Source organism: Streptomyces sp. NPDC002386 (genome assembly GCF_053593175.1).
In genome coordinates, this window is record NZ_JBSFBX010000005.1 from 237,529 (window position 1) to 256,169 (window position 18,641).

Here is an 18,641-nt window from a genome sequence, read left to right on the forward strand (position 1 = left end):
CCGCCTGAGCCCCGGACACGGGTCCGCCCGCAGACCGGGCGGCCCGCTGCCCAACTATCTTGTCCCGCATGACAGCCACCGGCACCGACATCACAGAGGACCTGGTCCGGGAACTGCTGCGCGAGCAGCACCCCGACCTGGCGGACCGGCCCCTGAAGCTGGGGGCGCTCGGCTGGGACAACCAGGTGTGGCGGCTCGGTGACGAGCTCGCCGTCCGGGTGCCCTGGGCGACGCGGTCCGCGGACGCGCTGCTGCGCAAGGAGCACGCCTGGCTGCCCGTCCTGGCCCCGCACCTCCCTCTCCCGGTTCCCGTCCCGCAGCGCCTCGGTGAGCCCACCGCACGCTTCCCGCGGCCCTGGCTCGTCACCACCTGGGTACCGGGCGAGCCCGCCGACCGCGCCCCCGCGACGCGGCCCGCGGGGGCGGCCGTCACCCTGGCCGGCTTCCTGACCGCTCTCCACCGCCCCGCCCCGGACCACGCGCCGGCGGGCCGGGACCGGGGCGGCCCGCTGGCCGACACCGCCGGACACTTCACCCGAGCACTCGAGTCGGCCACCGAACTGGGGCTGATCCACGACCCGGCAGCCGTCCGCGCGGTGTGGGAGGACGCCGCCGCGGCGCCCGAGTGGACCGGCCCGCGCCTGTGGCTCCACGGCGACCTGCACCCGGCCAACATCCTGACCACGCACGGGAACTTCACCGGAGTGATCGACTTCGGCGACCTCTTCGCGGGCGACCCGGCCTGCGACCTGGCCGCCGCCTGGAACCTGCTGCCGGACGGCGCCGCCGACCTGTTCCACGAGACCTACCGGCCGGGTCCGGACACCGCGACCCTGCGCCGCGCCCGTGGCTGGGCGGTGCTGCGCGCCCTGGCCGGCCTCCACATCGGACACGCCGGTGTCCACGGCCGTCCCGGAGGCAAGCCGACCTGGGGCCCGCCCGCACACGCCGCGCTCGAACGTCTCACCGCGACGGTCCACCGGTGATCGGACCTCCCGGCAGGACCGCACTTCGCCCTGCCCAAGTCTGGTCGCGTACAGGCCGGTTCGTACCCCCGATCTTGTCCATGCTTTGACAACTCGTTTCCTGGACGTTCAACCGGCCGACCCCGTCGAAGCCGTGTGCCGTCCGTAGGGTCCCTGAGCGTTGCGGAAGAAGGGACTCATGGACGCACTCCTCGCAGTCCGGGCGCGCGGGATCACCAAGTGTTTCGGCGAGGTGGTCGCACTCGACGGCGTCGACCTGGATGTGACGCAGGGCCAGATCCATGGCCTGGCCGGACCGAACGGCGCCGGCAAGACGACACTGCTCGGCCTCCTGCTGGGGCTGGCCACCGCCGACCGCGGCCGCCTGGAGATTCTCGGCACGCCGGTCGGCCGGGCACTCACCGCCCCCGACGGGGTCGCCGGCTTCGTGGACGGGCCCGGCCTCTACCCCTGGCTCACCGCCCGCCAGAACCTCGCCGCGCTGGCCGCCCTCCGCGGCGACGGCGCACGGACGGCGGGGATCGACGACGCACTCGACCAGGTCGGACTCACCGACGTCGCCGACGACCGCGTACGCGGGTTCTCCCTCGGCATGCGCCAGCGGCTCGGCCTCGCCGCCGCCCTGCTCACGCGGCCCCGGCTGCTCGTGCTCGACGAACCCGCCAACGGCCTGGACCCGGCCGGCAAGCGGCACGTGCACGGCGTCCTCACCCGGCTCGCGGCGGACGGAACCAGCGTCGTCCTCTCGAGCCACCGCATGGACGACCTCGAAGCGCTGTGCTCCGAGGTGACGATCATCGCCACCGGACGGGTCGTCTTCTCCGGCCCGCTGGACAAGCTGGCCGCGGAGAAGCGCGCACTCGACTACCGCCTGGTGACCTCGGATCCCGAGGCCGCCCGCCGCCTGGCCGCCGGCACGCGGGGGATCCACGTCGCTGGCGACGCCGCCACGCGGTACGGCGCCGAAGTCCTCGTCGTACGCGCGCGGGTGCCCGACCTCGACGAACTCGTGACGGGGCTCGTCCACGCGGGCATCGCGCCCCGCGAGCTCACCCCCGTGGTGTCGCCGCTCGAAGCCGCCTTCCTCGACCTGACCGAGCAGCACCCGGAGGAGCCGGCCCGATGACCGCGACTCTCACGCCTGGCGACGATGTCCGGCCCAGTCCCGTCCCGCTGCTGCGCGGTTACCGGTTCGAACTGGTCAAACTGGTCTCGCAGTGGCGGATGCGCCTGCTGGTCCTCGGCTGCTGGATCACGCCCGCGCTCTTCGTGACGGCGGTGAGCCGGCAGAGCACGCTCCCCGTGGACACCCTCTTCGGCCGCTGGATGCACGCCACCGGCTGGGCCGGCCCGCTGGTGGTGCTCGGATTCGCGGGCGCCTGGGCGCTGCCCCTGCTGACCTCGGTGGTGGCCGGGGACGTGTTCGCCGCCGAGGACCGCCTGGGCACCTGGCGCCACCTGCTGGTGGCGGTCCGGTCCCCGCGACGGATCTTCGCCGCGAAGGCACTGGCCGCCCTCACCGTCATCCTGCTGCTGGTGGCCGGTCTGGCCTGCTCCAGCGCGGCCGGCGGAGCCGTGGCCGTCGGCAACCGTCCGCTGACCGGCCTCGACGGGCACCTGCTGACACCGGCGGACGCCGCCGGCCGGGTCCTGCTCGCCTGGATCTGCGTGCTGGCCCCGACGCTGGCCCTCGCCGCGATCGGACTGCTCGGCTCCGTCACGCTGGGCCGGTCACCCATGGGACTGCTGCTGCCCGCGCTGTTCGCGCTCGCCATGCAGCTCGCCCAGATGCTGCCCCTGCCCGTCGCCGTGCGCCTCTCCCTGCCCGGCTACGCCTTCATCGCCTGGAACGGCCTGTTCACCGCCCCGGCGCAGCTCCAGCCGCTGCTGATCGGGATCGCGGTCAGCCTCGCCTGGGCCGTGGTCGCGACGACGCTGGCCCACCTGCTATTCGTACGCCGCGACTTCACCAACGCCGCCTACGACGGCTCGGGACGCCGCGCCGTGACCGCCGGGGTGCTGCCGCTGGCCGGGCTGGCCGCGGCGACGGTGCTGGTCGTCGCCACGACGACCTCGGCCACCGGCTCCGGGATCGAGCAGGACGAGGTGCAGCGCTCCCTCGCCACGGAGTTCGCCCACCTCTACCGCCTGCAGACCGAGCGACTGCACCGCCCCGACGTCACCGAGGCGCGGCTGAGGGCCGCCGCCACATGCGACAAGGGCAGCGACAGGGTCGCCGCCGCGGGGCCGGGCAACGACTGGCGCTGTGTCGTCTCGTGGCATCTGCCCGGCGTCGAGGCCACCGGCTCGGCCGTCTACCAGCTCGACGTCACCGCGGACGGGCGGTTCGTCGCCGACGGCGACGGACCGAAGGAGGTGAACGGCTACTTCCTGGTGCGCACCCCGACCGGGGACGCACCGAACCCGCTCTGGCAGTTCGACGGCAACGTCGATCTGTTGTCCACCTCGAAGGGATGAACCCATGCAGGTAACACGCCACCGCAGGCGTGTCCGGAAGACCGGTGTCGCTCTCCTCGGCAGACGCGTCGGCCGCCGGACCCTGCTGACCGCCGGCATCACCGCTGTCGCCGTCACCGCCGCGGGCACCGCCTTCGCCCAGACGCACCAGTTCGGCACCGACCAGGTCGGCCAGATCACCGACCGCGGCCAGGTCGTCTCCAGCGATCAGTACATCGCGCCGTACGGCGAACGCCTCGTCATCGACAACGGCAAGATCATGTCGTCCTCGGTGAGCCCCGACGGCACCCACCTCGCCGCCTCCATGACCGACGGCGGTGCCGCACTGTCGGTCGTGGACCTGAAGAACTGGACGGTGCAGCAACTCGTCGGCACCGCCGCCTCGTCCAGCCCGCGACTCGGCAGCAACGAGGTGGGCCAGGAAGGCCCCACCTACTCGCCCGACGGCTCGCAGCTGTGGCTCGGCCAGACCGACGGCTACACCAGGTTCACCGTGAATCCGGACGGCGGCGTCACCGACCCGAAGACCGTGAGGATCCCGGCGGACGGAACCAGGCACGCACTGGTGGGCGAGGCGGTGTTCTCGTCCGACGGCTCCACCGTGTACTCCGCCGTCAACGGCCAGAACCGGGTCGTCGCCCTCGACGCGGCGACCGGGGCCGTCCTCCGGAGCTGGGCCGTCGGCAACGCCCCGCGCGACCTGGTCCGGGTCGGTGACAAGCTCTACGTGAGCAACGAGGGCGGGCGCCCCGCCAGGCCCGGCGACACCACGCTCAACTCCTACGACACGCAGGTGCCGGCCGACCCCAGGACGGGTGCCACCACCACCGGCACGGTCGGCGTCATCGACCTGGCACACCCGGACGCCGCCCCCACGAGCATCGACGTCGGACTGCACCCGACCGCCCTGTACGCCAAGCGCGGGGCGCTGTTCGTCACCAACACCGCCACCAACGACGTGTCGGTCATCGACACCCGCCGCGACAAGGTCGTACAGACCATCGCGACCCAGCCCTGGCCCGAGGCCTCGGTGGGCTACGAGCCCGACGCGGTGACGCTCACCGACGACGGCCGTCTGCTGGTGACCCTGGGCCGCGCCAACGCGGTCGCCGTCTACCGGTACACCACCCCCCAGGAGCCGGTCAGTTATGTCGGCCTGCTCCCGACGGACTACTTCCCCGCGGAGATCGCCGCCGTCGGCGGCCAGGTGCTGGTCTCCAACACGCGCGGTGTCGACGCCCGCCGTCCCACCGGTGCCGCCGGGCACGCCACCCACGACACGACGTCGAGCCTGACGCGGTTCGAGCTGCCCGACGACAGTGTCATCCGGTCCCAGACCCCCAAGGTCTTCCGGCAGAACGGCTGGAGCCGGGGCTCGGTGAAGTTCGCCGAGGGCAAGGGCCACGCGAAGCCGGTGCCCGTCCCGCGGCGGCTCGGCGACCCGTCGACGATCAAGCACGTGTTCCTGATAGTCAAGGAGAACCGGACCTACGACCAGCTCTTCGGCGACGTCCCGCGGGGCAACGGCGAACCGTCGCTGGCGCAGTTCGGCGAGAACGTGACCCCGAACCAGCACGCGCTGGCCGAGCAGTTCGGGCTGTACGACAACACCTACGACATCGGCACGAACTCCGCCGAAGGCCACAACTGGCTGATGCAGGCGGACAATCCGGAGTACACGGAGTCCTCCGCCGGTGAGTACAAGCGCAGTTACGACACCGAGGACGACGCTCTCGGCCACCAGCGAACCGGGTTCATCTGGTCCGGCGCCCAGGCGGCGGGGAAGACCGTACGGAACTTCGGCGAGTTCCAGCAGTTCCTGTCGAAGCCCGCGGACGCGAGCTGGCAGAACCTGTACTGCGACGCCGGGAACATGGACTCGACCGGCCAGGACACCGCGTACACCCTGGACTCGTCCTCACCGATCCCGTCGCTCAACGACGTGTCCGTGCACGGCTTCGCGAAGTTCGACACCAGCGTCCCGGACATCTACCGGCAGCAGATCTGGAAGCGTGACTTCGAGAACAACGGCCCGGCGAACCTCAACATGTTCTGGCTCTCCAGCGACCACACCGGCGGCCCGGCGAACGCGGCCGCCCAGGTCGCCGACAACGACCTCGCCACCGGGCGGATCGTCGACGAGATCTCGCACAGCCGGTACTGGAAGGACTCGGCCGTCTTCATCGTCGAGGACGACTCCCAGGCCGGCCTCGACCACGTCGACGGCCATCGCGCCCCGGTCCAGATCATCAGTCCCTGGGCCCGGCACGGCACCGTCGACAGCCGTTACTACTCCCAGATCACGGTGATCCGGACGATCGAGCAGATCCTCGGGATCCATCCGATGAACCAGAAGGACAGCGCGGCCACCCCGATGCGGGCGGCCTTCACCGGGAAGCCGGACCTCACGCCGTTCACCGCGCTGCCCAACCGGACCTCCCTGACCGGCGGACTGAAGACCCCGCCCGCCTGCGGCGTGGACACGCCTGCACCGCAGGACCCCGCCGCGGCGCCCGCGCCGTCGGCGAAGGTCCCCGCGGACAAGCAGCCACTCGCCGCGAAGTGGGACCGCTGGAAGTCGAAGCAGCGCCTCACCGGCCCCGACGCGGTGCCCGACTACGCCAATCCCGCGCAGATGAACCACTTCACCTGGTACGAGACGCACAACTGGCAGAAGCCGTACCCCGGCGAGACCAGGCTCTTCGAGCCGGACGACGTGCCGGGCGCCTACATCCCGTCGCCGGAGTCCGACGGCTGACGCGCGCACCGCGCGAAGGGGTCCCCGTCCGGAGTCACCACCGGGCGGGGGCCCCTTCGTCCTGACCGCCGTACGTTCAGGCCGCGGGGACGGTGGTCACCTCGGCGACACTCAGCGGGGCCGGCAGCGCACCCGACGAGACGAGCGCGGCGAGCTGCGCGGCGGACCGCCGGTCGAAGGAGCCCGAGATGACGGCCTCGCCACCGGTCAGCCGCTGACCGACCGAGGGCGCGGTCAGCACCGCGCCGTCCAGGACGACGGCGAACTCGTTCCGCGGTGCCTGGGCCGGCGCCAGCCGGCCGGTGAGATCTGCGAGCTTCGCGGCGCCCTTCACGGTGAAGCTCAGCCGTACCTGCCAGCTCCCCGTCTGCGTGTCGCGCACCGCCTTGGCCGCGTCGACGTCGGCGCCGTCCAGAGCGGCCGGTGCCAGCGCGTACTTGGTTCCCCGGGCGGTGGTGTCGCCGGCGGCGGCGCAGGCGACGACCGGATCCCGCGGCGCCCCTCCGTCCGCCGCGTCGGGCCGCTGCCCCGGGCGGGAACAGTCCAGGGCGGTGAACCGGCGCCGAAGCGCTGCGTCGAGTGCGCCCGACGCGTCGGTGCCCGGCACCACGCCGGCGGACGGCGACGCCGTGGGGTCCGCCCGGAGCCCTTCGGTGGCCGCGCGCCCCTGCTGTGGCCGCGGGGTGTCCGCCGGCTGCGGGCCGCCCGGGCCCTCCATGGCCAGCACCGGCCGGAAGTGGAGCAGTCCCGTGCTCCCGAGCGCCCGCATGCGGTCCGTCTCGGCGGCCGGCCCGGTGACCACGACGGAGTCCGACCGCGTGTCGATCCGTACGCCGGTGAGCCCCTGGGCCGTGGCCCGCTGCCGCATGCGCTCGGCGGTGTCGCGCAGCACGCCGGTGCTCAGCGCGGAGGTGCCCCGGAAGGTGACGGACGACCGTCCGCCCCCTGATGTCGCCGGTGACTCAGCACCGCCGGCGCGGGAGGCGGCGGCCCCGGCACCGGTGACCTTCTTCGAGGGGGCCGCCGGGCCGGAACAGGCGGACAGGGCCAGCGCGGTGGCGAGGGAGAGCACGGCCAGAGGCCGGACACGAGAGCTAGGCATGCAGGGATGGTGACAAGAGGGGCAGGGGGCGCGTACTCGTTGCCGGAGTGTGATCGCTTTTCGTCTCTTGCCTTCGTTCGGCTTCGGTTGTGCACACCGCCGAGTCGAGCGCCTGTACGGGTGTGCGCCGGGGGAGCGTGCTGATGAACGCACTCCGGTGTGCGCGCCCCCAGCCCGATTGCGCTTCCGCGCGTGACGCCTGTGCCCCGAACTCCCGTGTGTGGCTTGTACAGGCATGTCTAGTGTGGTCGCGGCCCAAGGGGGGCGGGCAGCGACTGCCTGGGGGAGAGACCTGGCCGGCACGGGGGAGAGGTAAGAGAGGCCAGGGCCGAGGGCGATGTGACCAGTCGTCAGGACCGACGCAGCGGTCCCTCACGCGCATGCCCACCCGAAAGCCACACCCACGTGTCCTCATCCACTTCCTCCGCGTGCGAGCCGAGCCCCGCGGGACGGCGTGGATGCGGCACGCCGGGCTGCCGCAAGCACAGGTGAGGGACGGGCAATGGATCTGGAAAAGCAGGAACGGCACACGAGGCGGCGTCGCTGGGGCATCGTCCCGAGGTGGCTGGAGGTCCTCGCGGTGTGCGCCGCGACGATGGCCGCGGGCTTCTTCGGCGGCCGGCAGACCGTGGTCCTGACGGGCGACCCGCGCCCGGAGGTGACCGTGACCGCCACGGCGACGGCCACGGTGACGGCGTCACCCCGGCCGGCTCCTAGTACGGGCGACGACAGCCCCGGTGACCCGTCCGGCAGCGACGCGCCGTCCTCGGGCGACCCCACCACGGTCAACGCGGCCTCGCGGGTCTACCTGGCCGACCTCGATTTCGTCGACCACGCGGGAGACGTGAGCCCGACGCCCATCACCATCCGCGGCCGGCACTACGCCAAGAGCATCCGGCTGGCCTGCGACAGCGCCGGCAACAGCGTCGTGTACAGCACCAGCGGATATCGAAAGCTGCAGGCCAAGGTCGGGATCCTGGCCGACTCGCACAACGCGATCGGCTCCGTCGGCACCATCAAGGTGGCCAACGCGGCCGGCAACCCCATCGGCGACGAGGTGACCGTGAAGTCCAGCGAGATCGACGAGCTGTCGCTGGACATCTCCGGCCAGGACCAGATCAGGATCACGTGTGTCATGACGAAGTCCGGCGACGAGGCCAGCACGTACTTCTACGGCGGTCTGGGCGACGCGACCCTGTCCTGACCCCTGCCGCGACTCCTCGGGAAGGAGGGGCCATGCCTCAGGCGGACGTCGTGGTGCTGACCGCGCTCGGCGTGGAGTTCCAGGCGGTACGGGAACACTTGGCCGGTCCCTTCGAGGAACACGACGCCTCCGGCGCCCTGTTCGAAGTGGGGACCTTCACCGGCCGGCACGCGCGGTGGCGGGTGGCCTGCCTGGAGACGGGCGAGGGCAACGCCGCCGCCGCCGCGCTGTGCCAGCGGGCGGTCACGGAATTCCGGCCGCGGTACGTGTTCTTCGTCGGTGTCGCCGGTGGTCTGAAGGATGTGGAGCTCGGCGACGTCGTCGCCGCGCGTCACATCTACGACTACGAGCGCGGAAAGGACACGGAGAGCGGGTTCCGGACCCGGACTGCGACCCATCTGTCCGCGTTCGCCCTCGTGCAGCGGGCCCAGGCGGTGGCTCGCGGACAGGACTGGCGCAGGCGGATCACGGCCGCACCGCCCGAGGGCGAACCGAGCGTCCTGGTCAAGCCCCTCGCGGCGGGCTCCAAGGTCGTCGCACACGAGCGATCCGCCACCGCTCGGCTGCTCGCGGAGCACTGCGGTGACGCGGTCGCGGTGGAGATGGAGGGACACGGCTTCCTCCAGGCCGCCTACGTCAACGCCGGTCTGCAGGCGCTCGTGGTGCGCGGCATCTCGGACCGGCTGTCGGACAAGGGCGACCACAACGACCGCGTCTGGCAGCCGGCCGCCTCCCGGCACGCCGCCGCGTTCACCTTCGAGCTGCTCAGCCGTCTGCCGCGGCCGCAGCCCCGGGAGGACGGCCTGGGCCGACGGGTGACGGACCTGCGGCTCGGTCACCTCCCGCCGACGGGTCAGTCCACGATCGGCTTCGGCCCCGGGCACACCGTGGTCGCGGTGACCGGGGACGGGGCCGTGCACCGCTGGGACCTGGACTCCGGTGATCGGTTGCCCGGAGCACCCGGCGGACGGGATCTCGGGTTCGGCCACCAGGCGGTCGTCTCCCCGTCCCGGCACAGCGTCGCCCTGGCCCGTCCGCGCACTCTCGATCTACTGCACTTCGCCGGGACGTCGGGCGAGTACCGCCAGTGCTCGGTGCCGCTCGGTGCGGAGGAGTTCGCCGTGTCGGGCGGCGGCGAGGTGATCGCCACCCACGACCGGCGGCGCGTGGCCCTGCGCGGTCTCGACGGAGGCGAGGTGCTCCGGGAGATTCCGTGTCCCTCCGGTCTGGCCGCCTCCGGTGTGAGCACGGACGGCTCGGTGGTGGCCCTCGCCACCACCAACCGGGTCTTCGTGCACCGGCACGGTCAGCCAGTGGCCGAATGGGCCGTCCGCAACCGGCTGGAGATCCTGCGTCCGGGCTGCTGGCTGGCCGTCTCCCCGCTCGGCACGCACGTGGCGTGCGCCAGTTTCCGCGAACTGCTCGTGCGCCGGGTCGCGGACGACTCGATCGTGCTGCGCCGTCCGTTCTCCGCGCAGGAGAGCTGGGACGGGCTCGACGCCAAGGGCATGCGCCTGCTCTGTACGGACAGCGGCCGCGTGCTGTGGCTGCGACGCGGGCGCCTCTGCCAGGTCACCGACCGCCCCGAGATCCGCCACCTCGAACAGGAGGGCCGCTACGACGACTTCGCCGCCCACCAGGGCGGTGACCTGCTGGCCGCCGTCGGCGACGAGGGCCTCGTACGGGTCTGGCAGTGGAGCGACTGACACTCGGCGGGGTCATCGGAGACTCGGGCCGTGACGCCGTGACGCCGTGACGCCGTGACGCCGTGACGGCGTGACGCCGTGACGGCGTGACGCCGTGACGCCGTGACGCCGTGACGCCGTGACGCCGTGACGGCGTGACGGCGTGACGGCGTGGCTCGGAGACGGTGTGGTCCGCAGGGCGGAGAGGCGGGTTCGACCAACGGGGGAGCGGGGTGCTCCCGCGGGCTGATGCGAAGGGGTCCGCGGGCGCCGGACGATGGTGCCCGGCGGAGGGAGAGACCGTGGGGCGTTGGGACCGGATCGGGCGCGCGGCGGCGTACGGGGCGGCGGCCCTGGTGCCGTACCTGGTGATCAAGGTGTCGTGGGTGGTCGGTTCGCTGCCGGGACTGCTGCCGGTGGGGCGGGGGTTCAGCCTGGACGGGTGGCTGGTGCATCCTGCCGTTCGTGGTCCTCAGCGCCCTCGTGAACTCGGCTTCGGAGAAAGGCAGTTCTGGCGGCTCAGGCGGCTCCGGGGGCGACGCGGCGATGCCCGGCTGGGAATCGGTGCTGCTGCAGTGCAGCAGCCGTCCTGACGGGGCGGACGTCATGCGGACCCTGGCCCGCGACCGGCGGCGGCCGGGCGTGCCCGCCGGCGCCGGGGAGCCCGCCGAGTGGACGGCAGGCCTTCCCCGAACGGCCGCGGTGGCGGAGAGGGCAGGATTCGAACCTGCGTGGACCTCCGAGGAGGCCCGACCGTGAGGCGAGCTCGCTGGTCCCCGATCAACCACTCCGGGCACCTCTCCCTGCGTCCGGCCGGGGGTCGTCCCCGTGCCGTTCACAGGAACAAGACTGGCGGCAGCCCCTGACACGGACCTGACGCATCCCTGACGGCGGCCCGTACGAGCCCGGCCGTCCGCCGGCGAACACGGCCGTCCACAGCCGAATCGGCTGGCACCGCATCGAGTTCCTCACCACCCGGCCCGAAGTCGGCACCGGCCCGGTCGCGGTGACCGGCTACTGCATCGGCGGCCTCCTGGCGATGCGCACCGCCGCGGCCCACCCCGGCCGGGTCGCGGCCGTCGCCGGTTTCCACGGGCCCGTGGGCGCCGACGGCCCCGATGCCCTGCGCAGCCTCCTGTCCACGGTCACCGCGCAGGTCCATCTCGGCCATGCCGAAACCGACATGACGCCGCAGGCCCTCGGTGAACTCAACCAGGCCCTGGACGCCGCGGGTGTCGACCACACCTCCGAGATCTACCCGGGAACGGCGCACGGCTTCACGATGTCCGACACCGACGCCTTCGATCCCGGGGGTCTGCGGCGCCACTGGGACCGGCTGCTGCCCCTCCTCGGGCGCACCCTGGGCGGCCGATGAGGCCCCGGCTCGGAGCCGGGACCCGGCCGTTCGCGTTCCCCGGCCGAGCGATCGGTCGCGTCGGGCCGGCATGTCGTGAAAGGAGCTCGGATCAGACTCCCGGTGTCGACCGGCGGGTGCGCAGTTTGTCGAACAGGCGCTGGGCCTGGGCACGGCGGCGTGGGTCGGCCGCGGTGCGGCGGGCCTGTTCGATGGTGCGCCGGCCCTGCGGGCTCTGCGCGAACTGCTTGAGTCGCTGGATCACGCCTGGCATGTCACTCCTCTCGCCGTGGGTGCCCGGCTTCGGCGGGGCCCCGTGGAGAGCGGCTACCCGGTCACCGGCCATTCACCCTCGGTGAAGCGAGGAAGGTGCCGGTGAGCCGCGCGGGCGGCTAGCCGGGATCCGGCTGTGTCCGATCCGGCGAGGATCCGTGCAGATGGAGATGGGCCACCACCTGTTTGCCGGTCTCCAGAGCCACGGTGTGCAGCTGCGCACACAGCCTGGTCACCAGGCGGAGGCCATGGCCGCCGATGCGGCGGGCGTCATGCTCTCGCAGTTCGGGACGCAGGGGCGAGCTGTCGCGGACGGTGATCCGCAGCAGGGCGGCGTCGGGTGAGACCTCCAGCTCCAGCCCACCGGGGCCGGGCGCATGGCGGTGCGCGTTGGTGACGAGCTCGCTGACCACGAGCTGGGCGTCCTGGCACGCCCGGTGTTCCGGAGAGTGTCCTGCCTGGGCGAGCAGCGTGCGCACGGCTTGACGAGCGTCGGCTATCGGTGGCTGTTCCTGGTTCCAGACGGTGCTGAATCGCAGGGGCCCTACCGGTTCTCGTCCATCCGGCGCCTGATTCCTAAGCGGGATGACCATGAGTATTCCTGTGGGGGGTGTGTCCTTGCCTTTTGACCGAGTGATCTTTTCGTCGTGCACTACCGCTTACCCACTGCCGTCATTCTCATGAGGGTTTCGCCGTCCGCTGTGGCCGTCGCCTCACTTCGGCGATGCCCGGCACCAGGCGTCCACTTCCGGAGCAGCCATTTTCCGTATATCGGAAAATGGCTGCTCCGGACATGTCGAAGGCCGTGCGCAGAGGTGGGCGCACGGCGGAGGGAAGGGCTGCCGGGAGGGCTAGTCCCTGGGCGGCTTGACGGTGATGTCGAGGTAGAAGGTGTCGATGCTGCGGACCGCCGCCTCGAACTCCTCGAGATTGACCGGCTTGGTCACATAGGCGTTGGCATGGTGATGGTAGGCGCCGGTGACGTCGTCGGGGGCCGCGGACGTGGTCAGCACGACCACCGGAATGGTCCGCAGGTCCGCGTCCTCCTTCACCACGGCGAGGAATTCGCGGCCGTTCATCCGGGGCATATTGAGGTCCAGCACGATGAGGTCCGGACGCTCGTTGTCCGGGTCGCGCAGGTATTCCAGGGCCGCCATACCGTCGGAGACCTGGGTCAGGTTGCGCGTACCTCGCTCGGCGAGGGCGTCCTGGATGAGCATGGCGTCGGCGACGTCGTCTTCGACCAGCAGGACGTCGTAGGGGCGGGTGGCGGCGGCAGCCATGTGTCACAAGCTCCGGGGTTCGGGAGGGGGCGGGGTGGATGTGCTGTTGGTGATGAGACCGGGCCAGCGGCGGCGGGCCCCCTGCCGGCTCATGCTCATGGCATGGCCGATCTCGGGGTAGCCCGCCCCGCTCGCCGCCGCCGCATGCGCCGCCTGGTCCTCCAGCCGTCTGACGGCCTGCTCGACGTCGCGCAGCACACGCAGGCGCGCGAGGGCGTGGCGACGGGCGTCACCGGCCGCGTTCACGAGCTCTGCGGGCGGGTGGGGGACGTCCCGGGCGAGGCGCCGGGTGAGCTCGTCCACCACCTGGGTCACCAGCGCGGCCGTCTCCCCGGACAAAGGCGGAGTGGATGCGGGACCAGGCATGACGCCCACTCTACGGTGATGTTCCCGACAGGGACAACATGCGTTGTCGAGCCGTGGGTACAGTGAGGTTGCCACATGGCAACAGCGGCCCACCCGTCGAGGAAGAGATGCAGACCGCCATAGATACCGAGTCGTCCGACACAGGCGTTCTCTCCGGCTGGACGACGCGGCGCTGGCTGCGTATCGGAGTCGCCGCCACCCTGGCGGTCCTGGCGGTCCTGGGCTCACTGGGTGGCTGGGCGATGTGGCGTACGTCGCAGATCACCTCCGAGCTGGTGGACCGGCGCTCGCCCGCTCTGATCGAGGCCATGCGGTTGGAGCAGGCGATGGTCAACCAGGAGACCGGGATCCGCGGATACGGCCTCTCCGGCCGTGCCGACTTCCTCCAGCCCTACGCCCAGGGCGTGACCGACGAGAAGGCCGCCCTGCGCCTGCTGCGGCCGCTGGCCGAGGACGACCGGGCCGCCGCCGACCTGGCCGAGGTCGAGAGGCTCGCCGGCACCTGGCAGCGGCGCGTCGCCCGCCCCATCTCGGCGGCTCCGGCCGGCGAGGCCGTGAAACTCGCCACAGAGCGGGCGGCGGAGGGCAAGTCCGACTTCGACGCGCTGCGGCGATCCATGGCGCGTCAGCAGGACCATCTGCAGGAGGAGCGAGCAACGGCCGCAAGGGCGCTGAGGCGAGCGGAGACGTTGCGGAACTGGATGTTCGCCGTCATCGCCCTCGTCATCGTCCTGGTGGCGGCCCTCGTCTTCGAGGGACTGCGCCGTGGCGTCACCGCTCCGCTCACCCGGCTCGGCTCGGCGGCCCGCGAGGTGGCGCGGGGCCGGTTCGACCGCTCCCTCGTCGGTACCGGACCCGCGGACCTGCGCCAGCTGGCCCTCGACACGGAGGCGATGCGGCAACGGCTGGTGGAGGAGCTGAAGTTCAGCGAGCAGGCACGCACGCTTCTGGACGAGCAGGCCGAGGACCTGAAGCGGTCCAACACGGAACTGGAGCAGTTCGCCTACGTGGCCTCGCACGACCTGCAGGAGCCGCTGCGCAAGGTGTCCAGCTTCACCCAGCTCCTGCAGCGCCGCTACGGCGGTCAGCTGGACGCGAAGGCCGACCAGTACATCGCCTTCGCCGTCGACGGCGCCAACCGGATGCAGACGCTCATCAACGACCTCCTGGCCTTCTCCCGGGTCGGCCGGGTGCACAACGACCACCAGACCGTCGATCTGGAATCGGTGATGACCAAGGTCCTGGACGACCTCAGCGTGACCATCGAGGAGACGGACGCCGAGATCGCCCACGACCCGCTGCCCACCGTCGTCGGGGACGCCACCCAGCTCGGCATGCTCTGGCAGAACCTGCTCTCGAACGCCATCAAGTTCCGCAGTCCCGACCGGCCGCCCCGCGTCCAGGTGAGTGCGGTGTGTCACGACGACGTGTGGACGTTCGCGGTGACCGACAACGGGATCGGCATCGCGCCCGAGTTCCACGAGAAGGTCTTCGTCATCTTCCAGCGCCTGCACACCAAGGACGCCTACCCGGGCACCGGCATCGGCCTGGCGATGTGCAAGAAGGTCGTGGAGTTCCACGGCGGCACGATCGGCATCGACGCCGGCCACACCACGGGTACCCGTGTCGTCTTCACCCTGCCCGCCACCGCGTCCTCGTCCGCCGCCCCGCAGAGAGGGGCCCAGCCGTGAACCATCCGGCCGCCGTCGGCGATGCGCGCTACGCCATCCTGCTCGTGGAGGACGACGACGGGGACGCCCTGCTCGTCGAGGAACTCCTCCACGACACCGACCTGCCGCACACCCTCACGCGCTGCCGTACGGCCGCCGAGGCCCGCGCGGCGCTGGCCTCGGACGCCGTGGACTGCGTACTCCTCGATCTGCACCTGCCCGACGCGTCCGGACTGGAGTCGGTCCGGGCGATCCAGTCGAACACCCATGCCGCGATCATCGTCCTCACGGGACTGGACGAACCCCGGGCGGGCGTCGACGCCCTCGCGGCAGGCGCCCAGGACTATCTGATCAAGGGCAAGGTCGAACCCGACCTGATGCAGCGCGCCCTGCGCTACGCCGTCCAGCGAAAGCAGGCCGAGCGCGCCAACGCCGCACTGCAGATCGGCCGCCTGCGCGCCGAGGAGAACGCGCGCCTCGAACGCGGTCTGCTGCCCGAGCCCCTCCTGTCGTCCTCCACTGTCACGGCCTCCAGCCGCTACTACCCCGGCCGGGCCCAGGCCCTGCTGGGGGGAGACTTCCTCGACGTCGTCCAGACCGACGACGGACACATCCACGCGGTCATCGGTGACGTCAGCGGCCACGGTCCGGACGCGGCGGCGCTGGGCGTCTGCCTGCGCATCGCCTGGCGAGCCCTCATTCTCGGCGGACACCGCGACCAGCATCTGCTGCATCTGCTGGAGCAGATCCACATCGCCGAACGCGCCGGCAGCGACCTCTTCACCACCTGCACCCTCATCACCCTGGATCCGGAGGCGGCCACCGTCACCCTCCATCTGGCCGGCCACCACGAACCCCTCCTCGTCACCCCCGACGGCGCGCGGGTCGTGACCGCGGCCCACGGTGTCGCCCTGGGGATCATCCCCGGGCTGGGCAAGTGGCCTTCCACCACCATCGACCTGCCCGCCCGGGGCGCGCTCGTCGCCTACACGGACGGCCTGATCGAAGGCTTCGCCGACGACCGCTCGGCCAGGCTCGGCGTCGAGGGTCTGCTGGACATCATCGGTGCCATCGACACGCCGGACCCCGGCTCGCACCTGGACCAGCTCATCGCCCGCAGCCGCACCCTCAACGCCGACCGGCACACCGACGACCTCGCCGTCCTGCGCCTGGACTGGAACAACACCCACACCGGCAGCACACCGAGCGAGTGGCGCACGGTGCCGTAACCCCCGGCACCGGCGGAGGTCCGCGTCACCGGCGGAGGTCCTCGGCACCGGCCGAGCCGGGCGGGGCCCGCCGGGTCAGGCCGTGAGAGCCTCGCCGAGGCTGCCGCAGCAGGGGACGAGGGTGTCTATACCGACGATCTGCAAGGTGCGCAGCACGTAGGTCGAGGCATTCGCCAGGCGCAGCCAGCCACCGGCCGTGGTGAGATCGCGGTGGGCGGCGAGCAGGACGTTGATGCCGCTGGAGTCGATGAAGGTCACCCGCTCCATGTCGACGACCACCCGGGGCCGCTCGCCGAGACCACCGGGATCCAGGGCCTGGACGAGGCGGCCGGCGCTGCTGTGGTCGATCTCGCCGGCCGCGGTCACCACCGTGATGCCGTCGGTGGTGGTCGACACCACCTCGAGCAGCTCGGGTTCCTGCGGCTTGTCGGTGTCGGTCTCCACCACGGTGTTCCTCAACATCCTCGAGATCGGATTCGACCAGGCATAGCTCTTCGGAAGAGTGCCCGGTTGCGGGCCCGGCATATCCCCCTGATTGCCGCCGGGCGGTTCACGAGGTGGCGTCGGCTGGTGAACCGTCCCGACATATGCCGCGTACTGCTCGTTGTGATGCCCTGGCGTTCTCCGGGTACCTGGACCGAAGTACGAGGTAGTGGCTGCGAGCGGATGGATCGGACCTTGTCTGATGAGGACAGCGTGACACTCCACGACGACCACCGTCCGCATGCCGTGGCGGCCCTGGACGGGCAGAGCCCCTGCATCGCCGAGGCCCGCCGCCTGGCCGCCGGTTTCCTGTCCCGGATGCGTACCGAATACCGGACCCCCGTCTCCCAGCGGGCCGTGGAACTGACGCAACTCGTGGTGAGCGAGCTGGTCACCAACGCCCGCAAGTACGCCTCCGGGCCGATCCTGCTGGATCTGCGGATCGACGACGATCTGGTGGAGGTCCAGGTGTGGGACTCCGATCCCGCGCTGCCGGTGGTTCGGGACGCGGACGCGAGCCGGGTGGGGCAGCACGGCCTGGAGATCGTGAAGGCCGTCTGCCAGAGCGTCGAAGCCGTGCGTGAGTCGGTCGGGAAACGCATGACCGCTCGCCTGGTGCTCACGGACCCCCACGGGTGACCACGCCGCGCGCCCCGGGCTGCGGAGCCATACCCGGGGCGCGCGGAGGACCCGGCCGCCCCCGAAACGGCGGCCGGGTCTCGTTGTCTCAGCTCCCCCTGTGCTCCTCGCGGGCCTGCTTGAAGGCATCGGAGATGGTCTCCGCCGCGCCGGAGAGGACGCCCTTGGTCGCGCCCTGGGCACCCGACTCCGTCATCTTTCCCTTGAGCTCGGTGATACCGGTCGGCTTGCGCGGCCCGGACTCCAGGTCGAGCCGGTTGCAGGCCTCGGCGAAGCGCAGATAGGTGTCGACACTCGCGACCACGATCCGTATGTCGATCTTGAGTATCTCGATCCCCACGAGGGAGACCCGCACGAAGGCGTCGATCACCAGTCCGCGGTCGAGAATGAGCTCCAGAACGTCGTACAGGCCGCTGGAACCGCCCCCGCCGCCGCCCTGCTGTGTCGCCACGGTCATCGCGACCAACCCCTCATCGTGTGGTTCCGGCATGGTCTCGTCCGCGAGCCCGTCAGCGGCGCGATGGCCGTGCCGGCCCCGCCGCGACCCGGGCTTCAACGAGCGGATGCCCCCGCGACCTGCGACAAAACACCGGTACGAGGCCGGCGGTGCGGGCGGTCCCGGCCGGCCGGGATGTCAGGCCATGGCACGGCCGGCCGCGGCGACCAGTTCGTCGGTCGCCGCGATGGCGGCCTCGCGGCGCGAGGCCAGGGTGGTGTGATCGGTGGCGTCGCGCAGGTCGAACACGGCCAGCGCGGCCTGTCGAGCCGGCTCCGCGAGGGACCGGTCGAGGACGGACACCGCGACCAGGGGGCCGGTCACGGCCGACCGCGTGAGCCGGGAGGCCGAGCGGGCCGCCTCGAAGGCTTCCTCGCCCGCGCCGTCCAGGCGCAGGACCTCGCGATGCCACATGGCCCGCCGGTGGTCGCCGAGCGAGGCCACCAGTTCGCCGAGCGCCCTGCGCAGCGCCTCCGCCCTCTGGTCGGCACGGGCGGCGCTCTGCGCGATCCGCGCACTCCTGATCTGCAGCAGCCCGGTCAGCGCACCCCCTAGCAGAGTGCCGACCACGGCGATGACGCTGGACCACATCGCGAAGTCCCCCTCCAACAGCGGTGACGAAGCGGGTCGCGTTC

Annotated in this window: 18 protein-coding genes and 2 pseudogenes; 11 read left to right on the plus strand and 9 right to left on the minus strand. The window is 71.8% G+C overall.

The window, feature by feature from the left end; genetic code table 11:
• Window positions 1-68 precede the first annotated feature (68 nt).
• From ACWCPN_RS13065 to ACWCPN_RS13080, 4 genes are all read left to right on the plus strand, one after another.
• Window positions 69-986: an aminoglycoside phosphotransferase family protein gene (locus tag ACWCPN_RS13065; RefSeq protein ID WP_451204898.1), complete on the plus strand. Its 918-nt coding sequence runs from the start codon at window positions 69-71 to the stop codon at window positions 984-986.
• Between the two features lie 178 nt (window positions 987-1,164).
• The gene (locus ACWCPN_RS13070; protein ID WP_451204900.1) at window positions 1,165-2,112 is read left to right on the plus strand and encodes an ABC transporter ATP-binding protein; all 948 of its coding nucleotides are present in this window, start codon (window positions 1,165-1,167) and stop codon (window positions 2,110-2,112) included.
• Complete coding sequence (locus ACWCPN_RS13075) at window positions 2,109-3,464, plus strand: ABC transporter permease (RefSeq protein WP_451204902.1); 1,356 nt, start codon at window positions 2,109-2,111, stop codon at window positions 3,462-3,464. Before ACWCPN_RS13070 ends, ACWCPN_RS13075 begins: the two co-directional genes overlap by 4 nt.
• Window positions 3,465-3,468: 4 nt before the next feature.
• On the plus strand, window positions 3,469-6,222 hold the full coding sequence (locus ACWCPN_RS13080) for an alkaline phosphatase family protein (protein WP_451204904.1): 2,754 nt from the start codon (window positions 3,469-3,471) through the stop codon (window positions 6,220-6,222).
• 76 nt (window positions 6,223-6,298) lie between these two features.
• Here ACWCPN_RS13080 and ACWCPN_RS13085 read toward each other — a convergent pair whose 3' ends face one another.
• Window positions 6,299-7,324: a SecDF P1 head subdomain-containing protein gene (locus tag ACWCPN_RS13085; protein WP_451204906.1), complete on the minus strand. Its 1,026-nt coding sequence runs from the start codon at window positions 7,322-7,324 to the stop codon at window positions 6,299-6,301.
• Window positions 7,325-7,826: 502 nt separating this feature from the next.
• Between ACWCPN_RS13085 and ACWCPN_RS13090 the strand changes: the two genes are divergently transcribed.
• The 3 genes from ACWCPN_RS13090 to ACWCPN_RS13100 all read left to right on the plus strand — a co-directional run bounded on the left by ACWCPN_RS13090 (window position 7,827) and on the right by ACWCPN_RS13100 (window position 10,806).
• Window positions 7,827-8,528 (plus strand): NPCBM/NEW2 domain-containing protein, encoded by a 702-nt coding sequence (locus ACWCPN_RS13090; protein WP_451204908.1) that lies wholly within the window; start codon window positions 7,827-7,829, stop codon window positions 8,526-8,528.
• A 32-nt stretch (window positions 8,529-8,560) separates the two neighbouring features.
• A complete protein-coding gene (locus ACWCPN_RS13095) occupies window positions 8,561-10,234 on the plus strand; it encodes a phosphorylase family protein (protein ID WP_451204910.1) in 1,674 nt (557 codons plus the stop codon).
• Window positions 10,235-10,515: 281 nt separating this feature from the next.
• Window positions 10,516-10,806 carry a hypothetical protein gene (locus ACWCPN_RS13100; RefSeq protein ID WP_451204912.1) on the plus strand — a complete coding sequence of 97 codons (291 nt, stop codon included), beginning with the start codon at window positions 10,516-10,518 and terminating at the stop codon, window positions 10,804-10,806.
• A 110-nt stretch (window positions 10,807-10,916) separates the two neighbouring features.
• On the opposite strand, the pseudogene ACWCPN_RS13105 reads toward ACWCPN_RS13100, so the two are convergent.
• Window positions 10,917-11,016: pseudogene (locus ACWCPN_RS13105) on the minus strand.
• A 155-nt stretch (window positions 11,017-11,171) separates the two neighbouring features.
• On the opposite strand from ACWCPN_RS13105, the pseudogene ACWCPN_RS13110 reads away from it, so the two are divergent.
• Window positions 11,172-11,588, plus strand: a pseudogene (locus ACWCPN_RS13110) (dienelactone hydrolase family protein); the annotation flags it as partial.
• Between the two features lie 91 nt (window positions 11,589-11,679).
• Here the strand turns inward: ACWCPN_RS13110 and ACWCPN_RS13115 are convergent.
• The 4 genes from ACWCPN_RS13115 to ACWCPN_RS13130 all read right to left on the minus strand — a co-directional run bounded on the left by ACWCPN_RS13115 (window position 11,680) and on the right by ACWCPN_RS13130 (window position 13,489).
• Window positions 11,680-11,841: a hypothetical protein gene (locus ACWCPN_RS13115; protein ID WP_365130003.1), complete on the minus strand. Its 162-nt coding sequence runs from the start codon at window positions 11,839-11,841 to the stop codon at window positions 11,680-11,682.
• Between the two features lie 118 nt (window positions 11,842-11,959).
• Window positions 11,960-12,379 carry an ATP-binding protein gene (locus ACWCPN_RS13120; RefSeq protein WP_451205285.1) on the minus strand — a complete coding sequence of 140 codons (420 nt, stop codon included), beginning with the start codon at window positions 12,377-12,379 and terminating at the stop codon, window positions 11,960-11,962.
• Between the two features lie 312 nt (window positions 12,380-12,691).
• Window positions 12,692-13,123, minus strand: a complete 432-nt coding sequence (locus ACWCPN_RS13125; RefSeq protein WP_199213247.1) for a response regulator — start codon at window positions 13,121-13,123, stop codon at window positions 12,692-12,694.
• A gap of 3 nt (window positions 13,124-13,126) precedes the next feature.
• Window positions 13,127-13,489, minus strand: coding sequence for a hypothetical protein (locus ACWCPN_RS13130; RefSeq protein ID WP_451204915.1), 363 nt, complete (start codon window positions 13,487-13,489; stop codon window positions 13,127-13,129).
• A gap of 107 nt (window positions 13,490-13,596) precedes the next feature.
• On the opposite strand from ACWCPN_RS13130, the gene ACWCPN_RS13135 reads away from it, so the two are divergent.
• Both ACWCPN_RS13135 and ACWCPN_RS13140 read left to right on the plus strand, forming a co-directional pair.
• Window positions 13,597-15,180, plus strand: coding sequence for a sensor histidine kinase (locus tag ACWCPN_RS13135; protein WP_451204917.1), 1,584 nt, complete (start codon window positions 13,597-13,599; stop codon window positions 15,178-15,180).
• Window positions 15,177-16,388, plus strand: coding sequence for a PP2C family protein-serine/threonine phosphatase (locus tag ACWCPN_RS13140; protein ID WP_451204919.1), 1,212 nt, complete (start codon window positions 15,177-15,179; stop codon window positions 16,386-16,388). The genes ACWCPN_RS13135 and ACWCPN_RS13140 overlap by 4 nt, the downstream gene beginning before the upstream one ends.
• 75 nt (window positions 16,389-16,463) lie before the next feature.
• On the opposite strand, the gene ACWCPN_RS13145 is transcribed toward ACWCPN_RS13140, so the two are convergent.
• The gene (locus ACWCPN_RS13145; RefSeq protein ID WP_451204921.1) at window positions 16,464-16,850 is read right to left on the minus strand and encodes an STAS domain-containing protein; all 387 of its coding nucleotides are present in this window, start codon (window positions 16,848-16,850) and stop codon (window positions 16,464-16,466) included.
• Window positions 16,851-17,054: 204 nt separating this feature from the next.
• Here ACWCPN_RS13145 and ACWCPN_RS13150 point away from each other — a divergent pair, with 204 nt between their 5' ends.
• Entirely contained in the window at window positions 17,055-17,510 is a 456-nt protein-coding gene (locus ACWCPN_RS13150; protein WP_451204923.1) for an ATP-binding protein, read from the plus strand.
• 88 nt (window positions 17,511-17,598) lie between these two features.
• Here ACWCPN_RS13150 and ACWCPN_RS13155 read toward each other — a convergent pair whose 3' ends face one another.
• On the minus strand, window positions 17,599-17,967 hold the full coding sequence (locus ACWCPN_RS13155; protein ID WP_392294096.1) for a gas vesicle structural protein GvpA: 369 nt from the start codon (window positions 17,965-17,967) through the stop codon (window positions 17,599-17,601).
• A 177-nt stretch (window positions 17,968-18,144) separates the two neighbouring features.
• Window positions 18,145-18,597, minus strand: a complete 453-nt coding sequence (locus ACWCPN_RS13160) for a protein kilB (protein ID WP_451204925.1) — start codon at window positions 18,595-18,597, stop codon at window positions 18,145-18,147.
• Window positions 18,598-18,641 lie beyond the last annotated feature (44 nt).

What these genes read in the sequence shown, in the direction of transcription:
- ACWCPN_RS13065 (WP_451204898.1), top strand. Translation starts at nt 69, where the DNA reads ATGACAGCCACCGGCACCGACATCACAGAGGACCTGGTCCGGGAACTG.
- ACWCPN_RS13070 (WP_451204900.1), top strand. Translation starts at nt 1,165, where the DNA reads ATGGACGCACTCCTCGCAGTCCGGGCGCGCGGGATCACCAAGTGTTTC.
- ACWCPN_RS13075 (WP_451204902.1), top strand. Translation starts at nt 2,109, where the DNA reads ATGACCGCGACTCTCACGCCTGGCGACGATGTCCGGCCCAGTCCCGTC.
- ACWCPN_RS13080 (WP_451204904.1), top strand. Translation starts at nt 3,469, where the DNA reads ATGCAGGTAACACGCCACCGCAGGCGTGTCCGGAAGACCGGTGTCGCT.
- ACWCPN_RS13085 (WP_451204906.1), bottom strand. Translation starts at nt 7,324, where the DNA reads ATGCCTAGCTCTCGTGTCCGGCCTCTGGCCGTGCTCTCCCTCGCCACC.
- ACWCPN_RS13090 (WP_451204908.1), top strand. Translation starts at nt 7,827, where the DNA reads ATGGATCTGGAAAAGCAGGAACGGCACACGAGGCGGCGTCGCTGGGGC.
- ACWCPN_RS13095 (WP_451204910.1), top strand. Translation starts at nt 8,561, where the DNA reads ATGCCTCAGGCGGACGTCGTGGTGCTGACCGCGCTCGGCGTGGAGTTC.
- ACWCPN_RS13115 (WP_365130003.1), bottom strand. Translation starts at nt 11,841, where the DNA reads ATGCCAGGCGTGATCCAGCGACTCAAGCAGTTCGCGCAGAGCCCGCAG.
- ACWCPN_RS13125 (WP_199213247.1), bottom strand. Translation starts at nt 13,123, where the DNA reads ATGGCTGCCGCCGCCACCCGCCCCTACGACGTCCTGCTGGTCGAAGAC.
- ACWCPN_RS13130 (WP_451204915.1), bottom strand. Translation starts at nt 13,489, where the DNA reads ATGCCTGGTCCCGCATCCACTCCGCCTTTGTCCGGGGAGACGGCCGCG.
- ACWCPN_RS13135 (WP_451204917.1), top strand. Translation starts at nt 13,597, where the DNA reads ATGCAGACCGCCATAGATACCGAGTCGTCCGACACAGGCGTTCTCTCC.
- ACWCPN_RS13145 (WP_451204921.1), bottom strand. Translation starts at nt 16,850, where the DNA reads ATGTTGAGGAACACCGTGGTGGAGACCGACACCGACAAGCCGCAGGAA.
- ACWCPN_RS13150 (WP_451204923.1), top strand. Translation starts at nt 17,055, where the DNA reads ATGGATCGGACCTTGTCTGATGAGGACAGCGTGACACTCCACGACGAC.
- ACWCPN_RS13155 (WP_392294096.1), bottom strand. Translation starts at nt 17,967, where the DNA reads ATGACCGTGGCGACACAGCAGGGCGGCGGCGGGGGCGGTTCCAGCGGC.
- ACWCPN_RS13160 (WP_451204925.1), bottom strand. Translation starts at nt 18,597, where the DNA reads ATGTGGTCCAGCGTCATCGCCGTGGTCGGCACTCTGCTAGGGGGTGCG.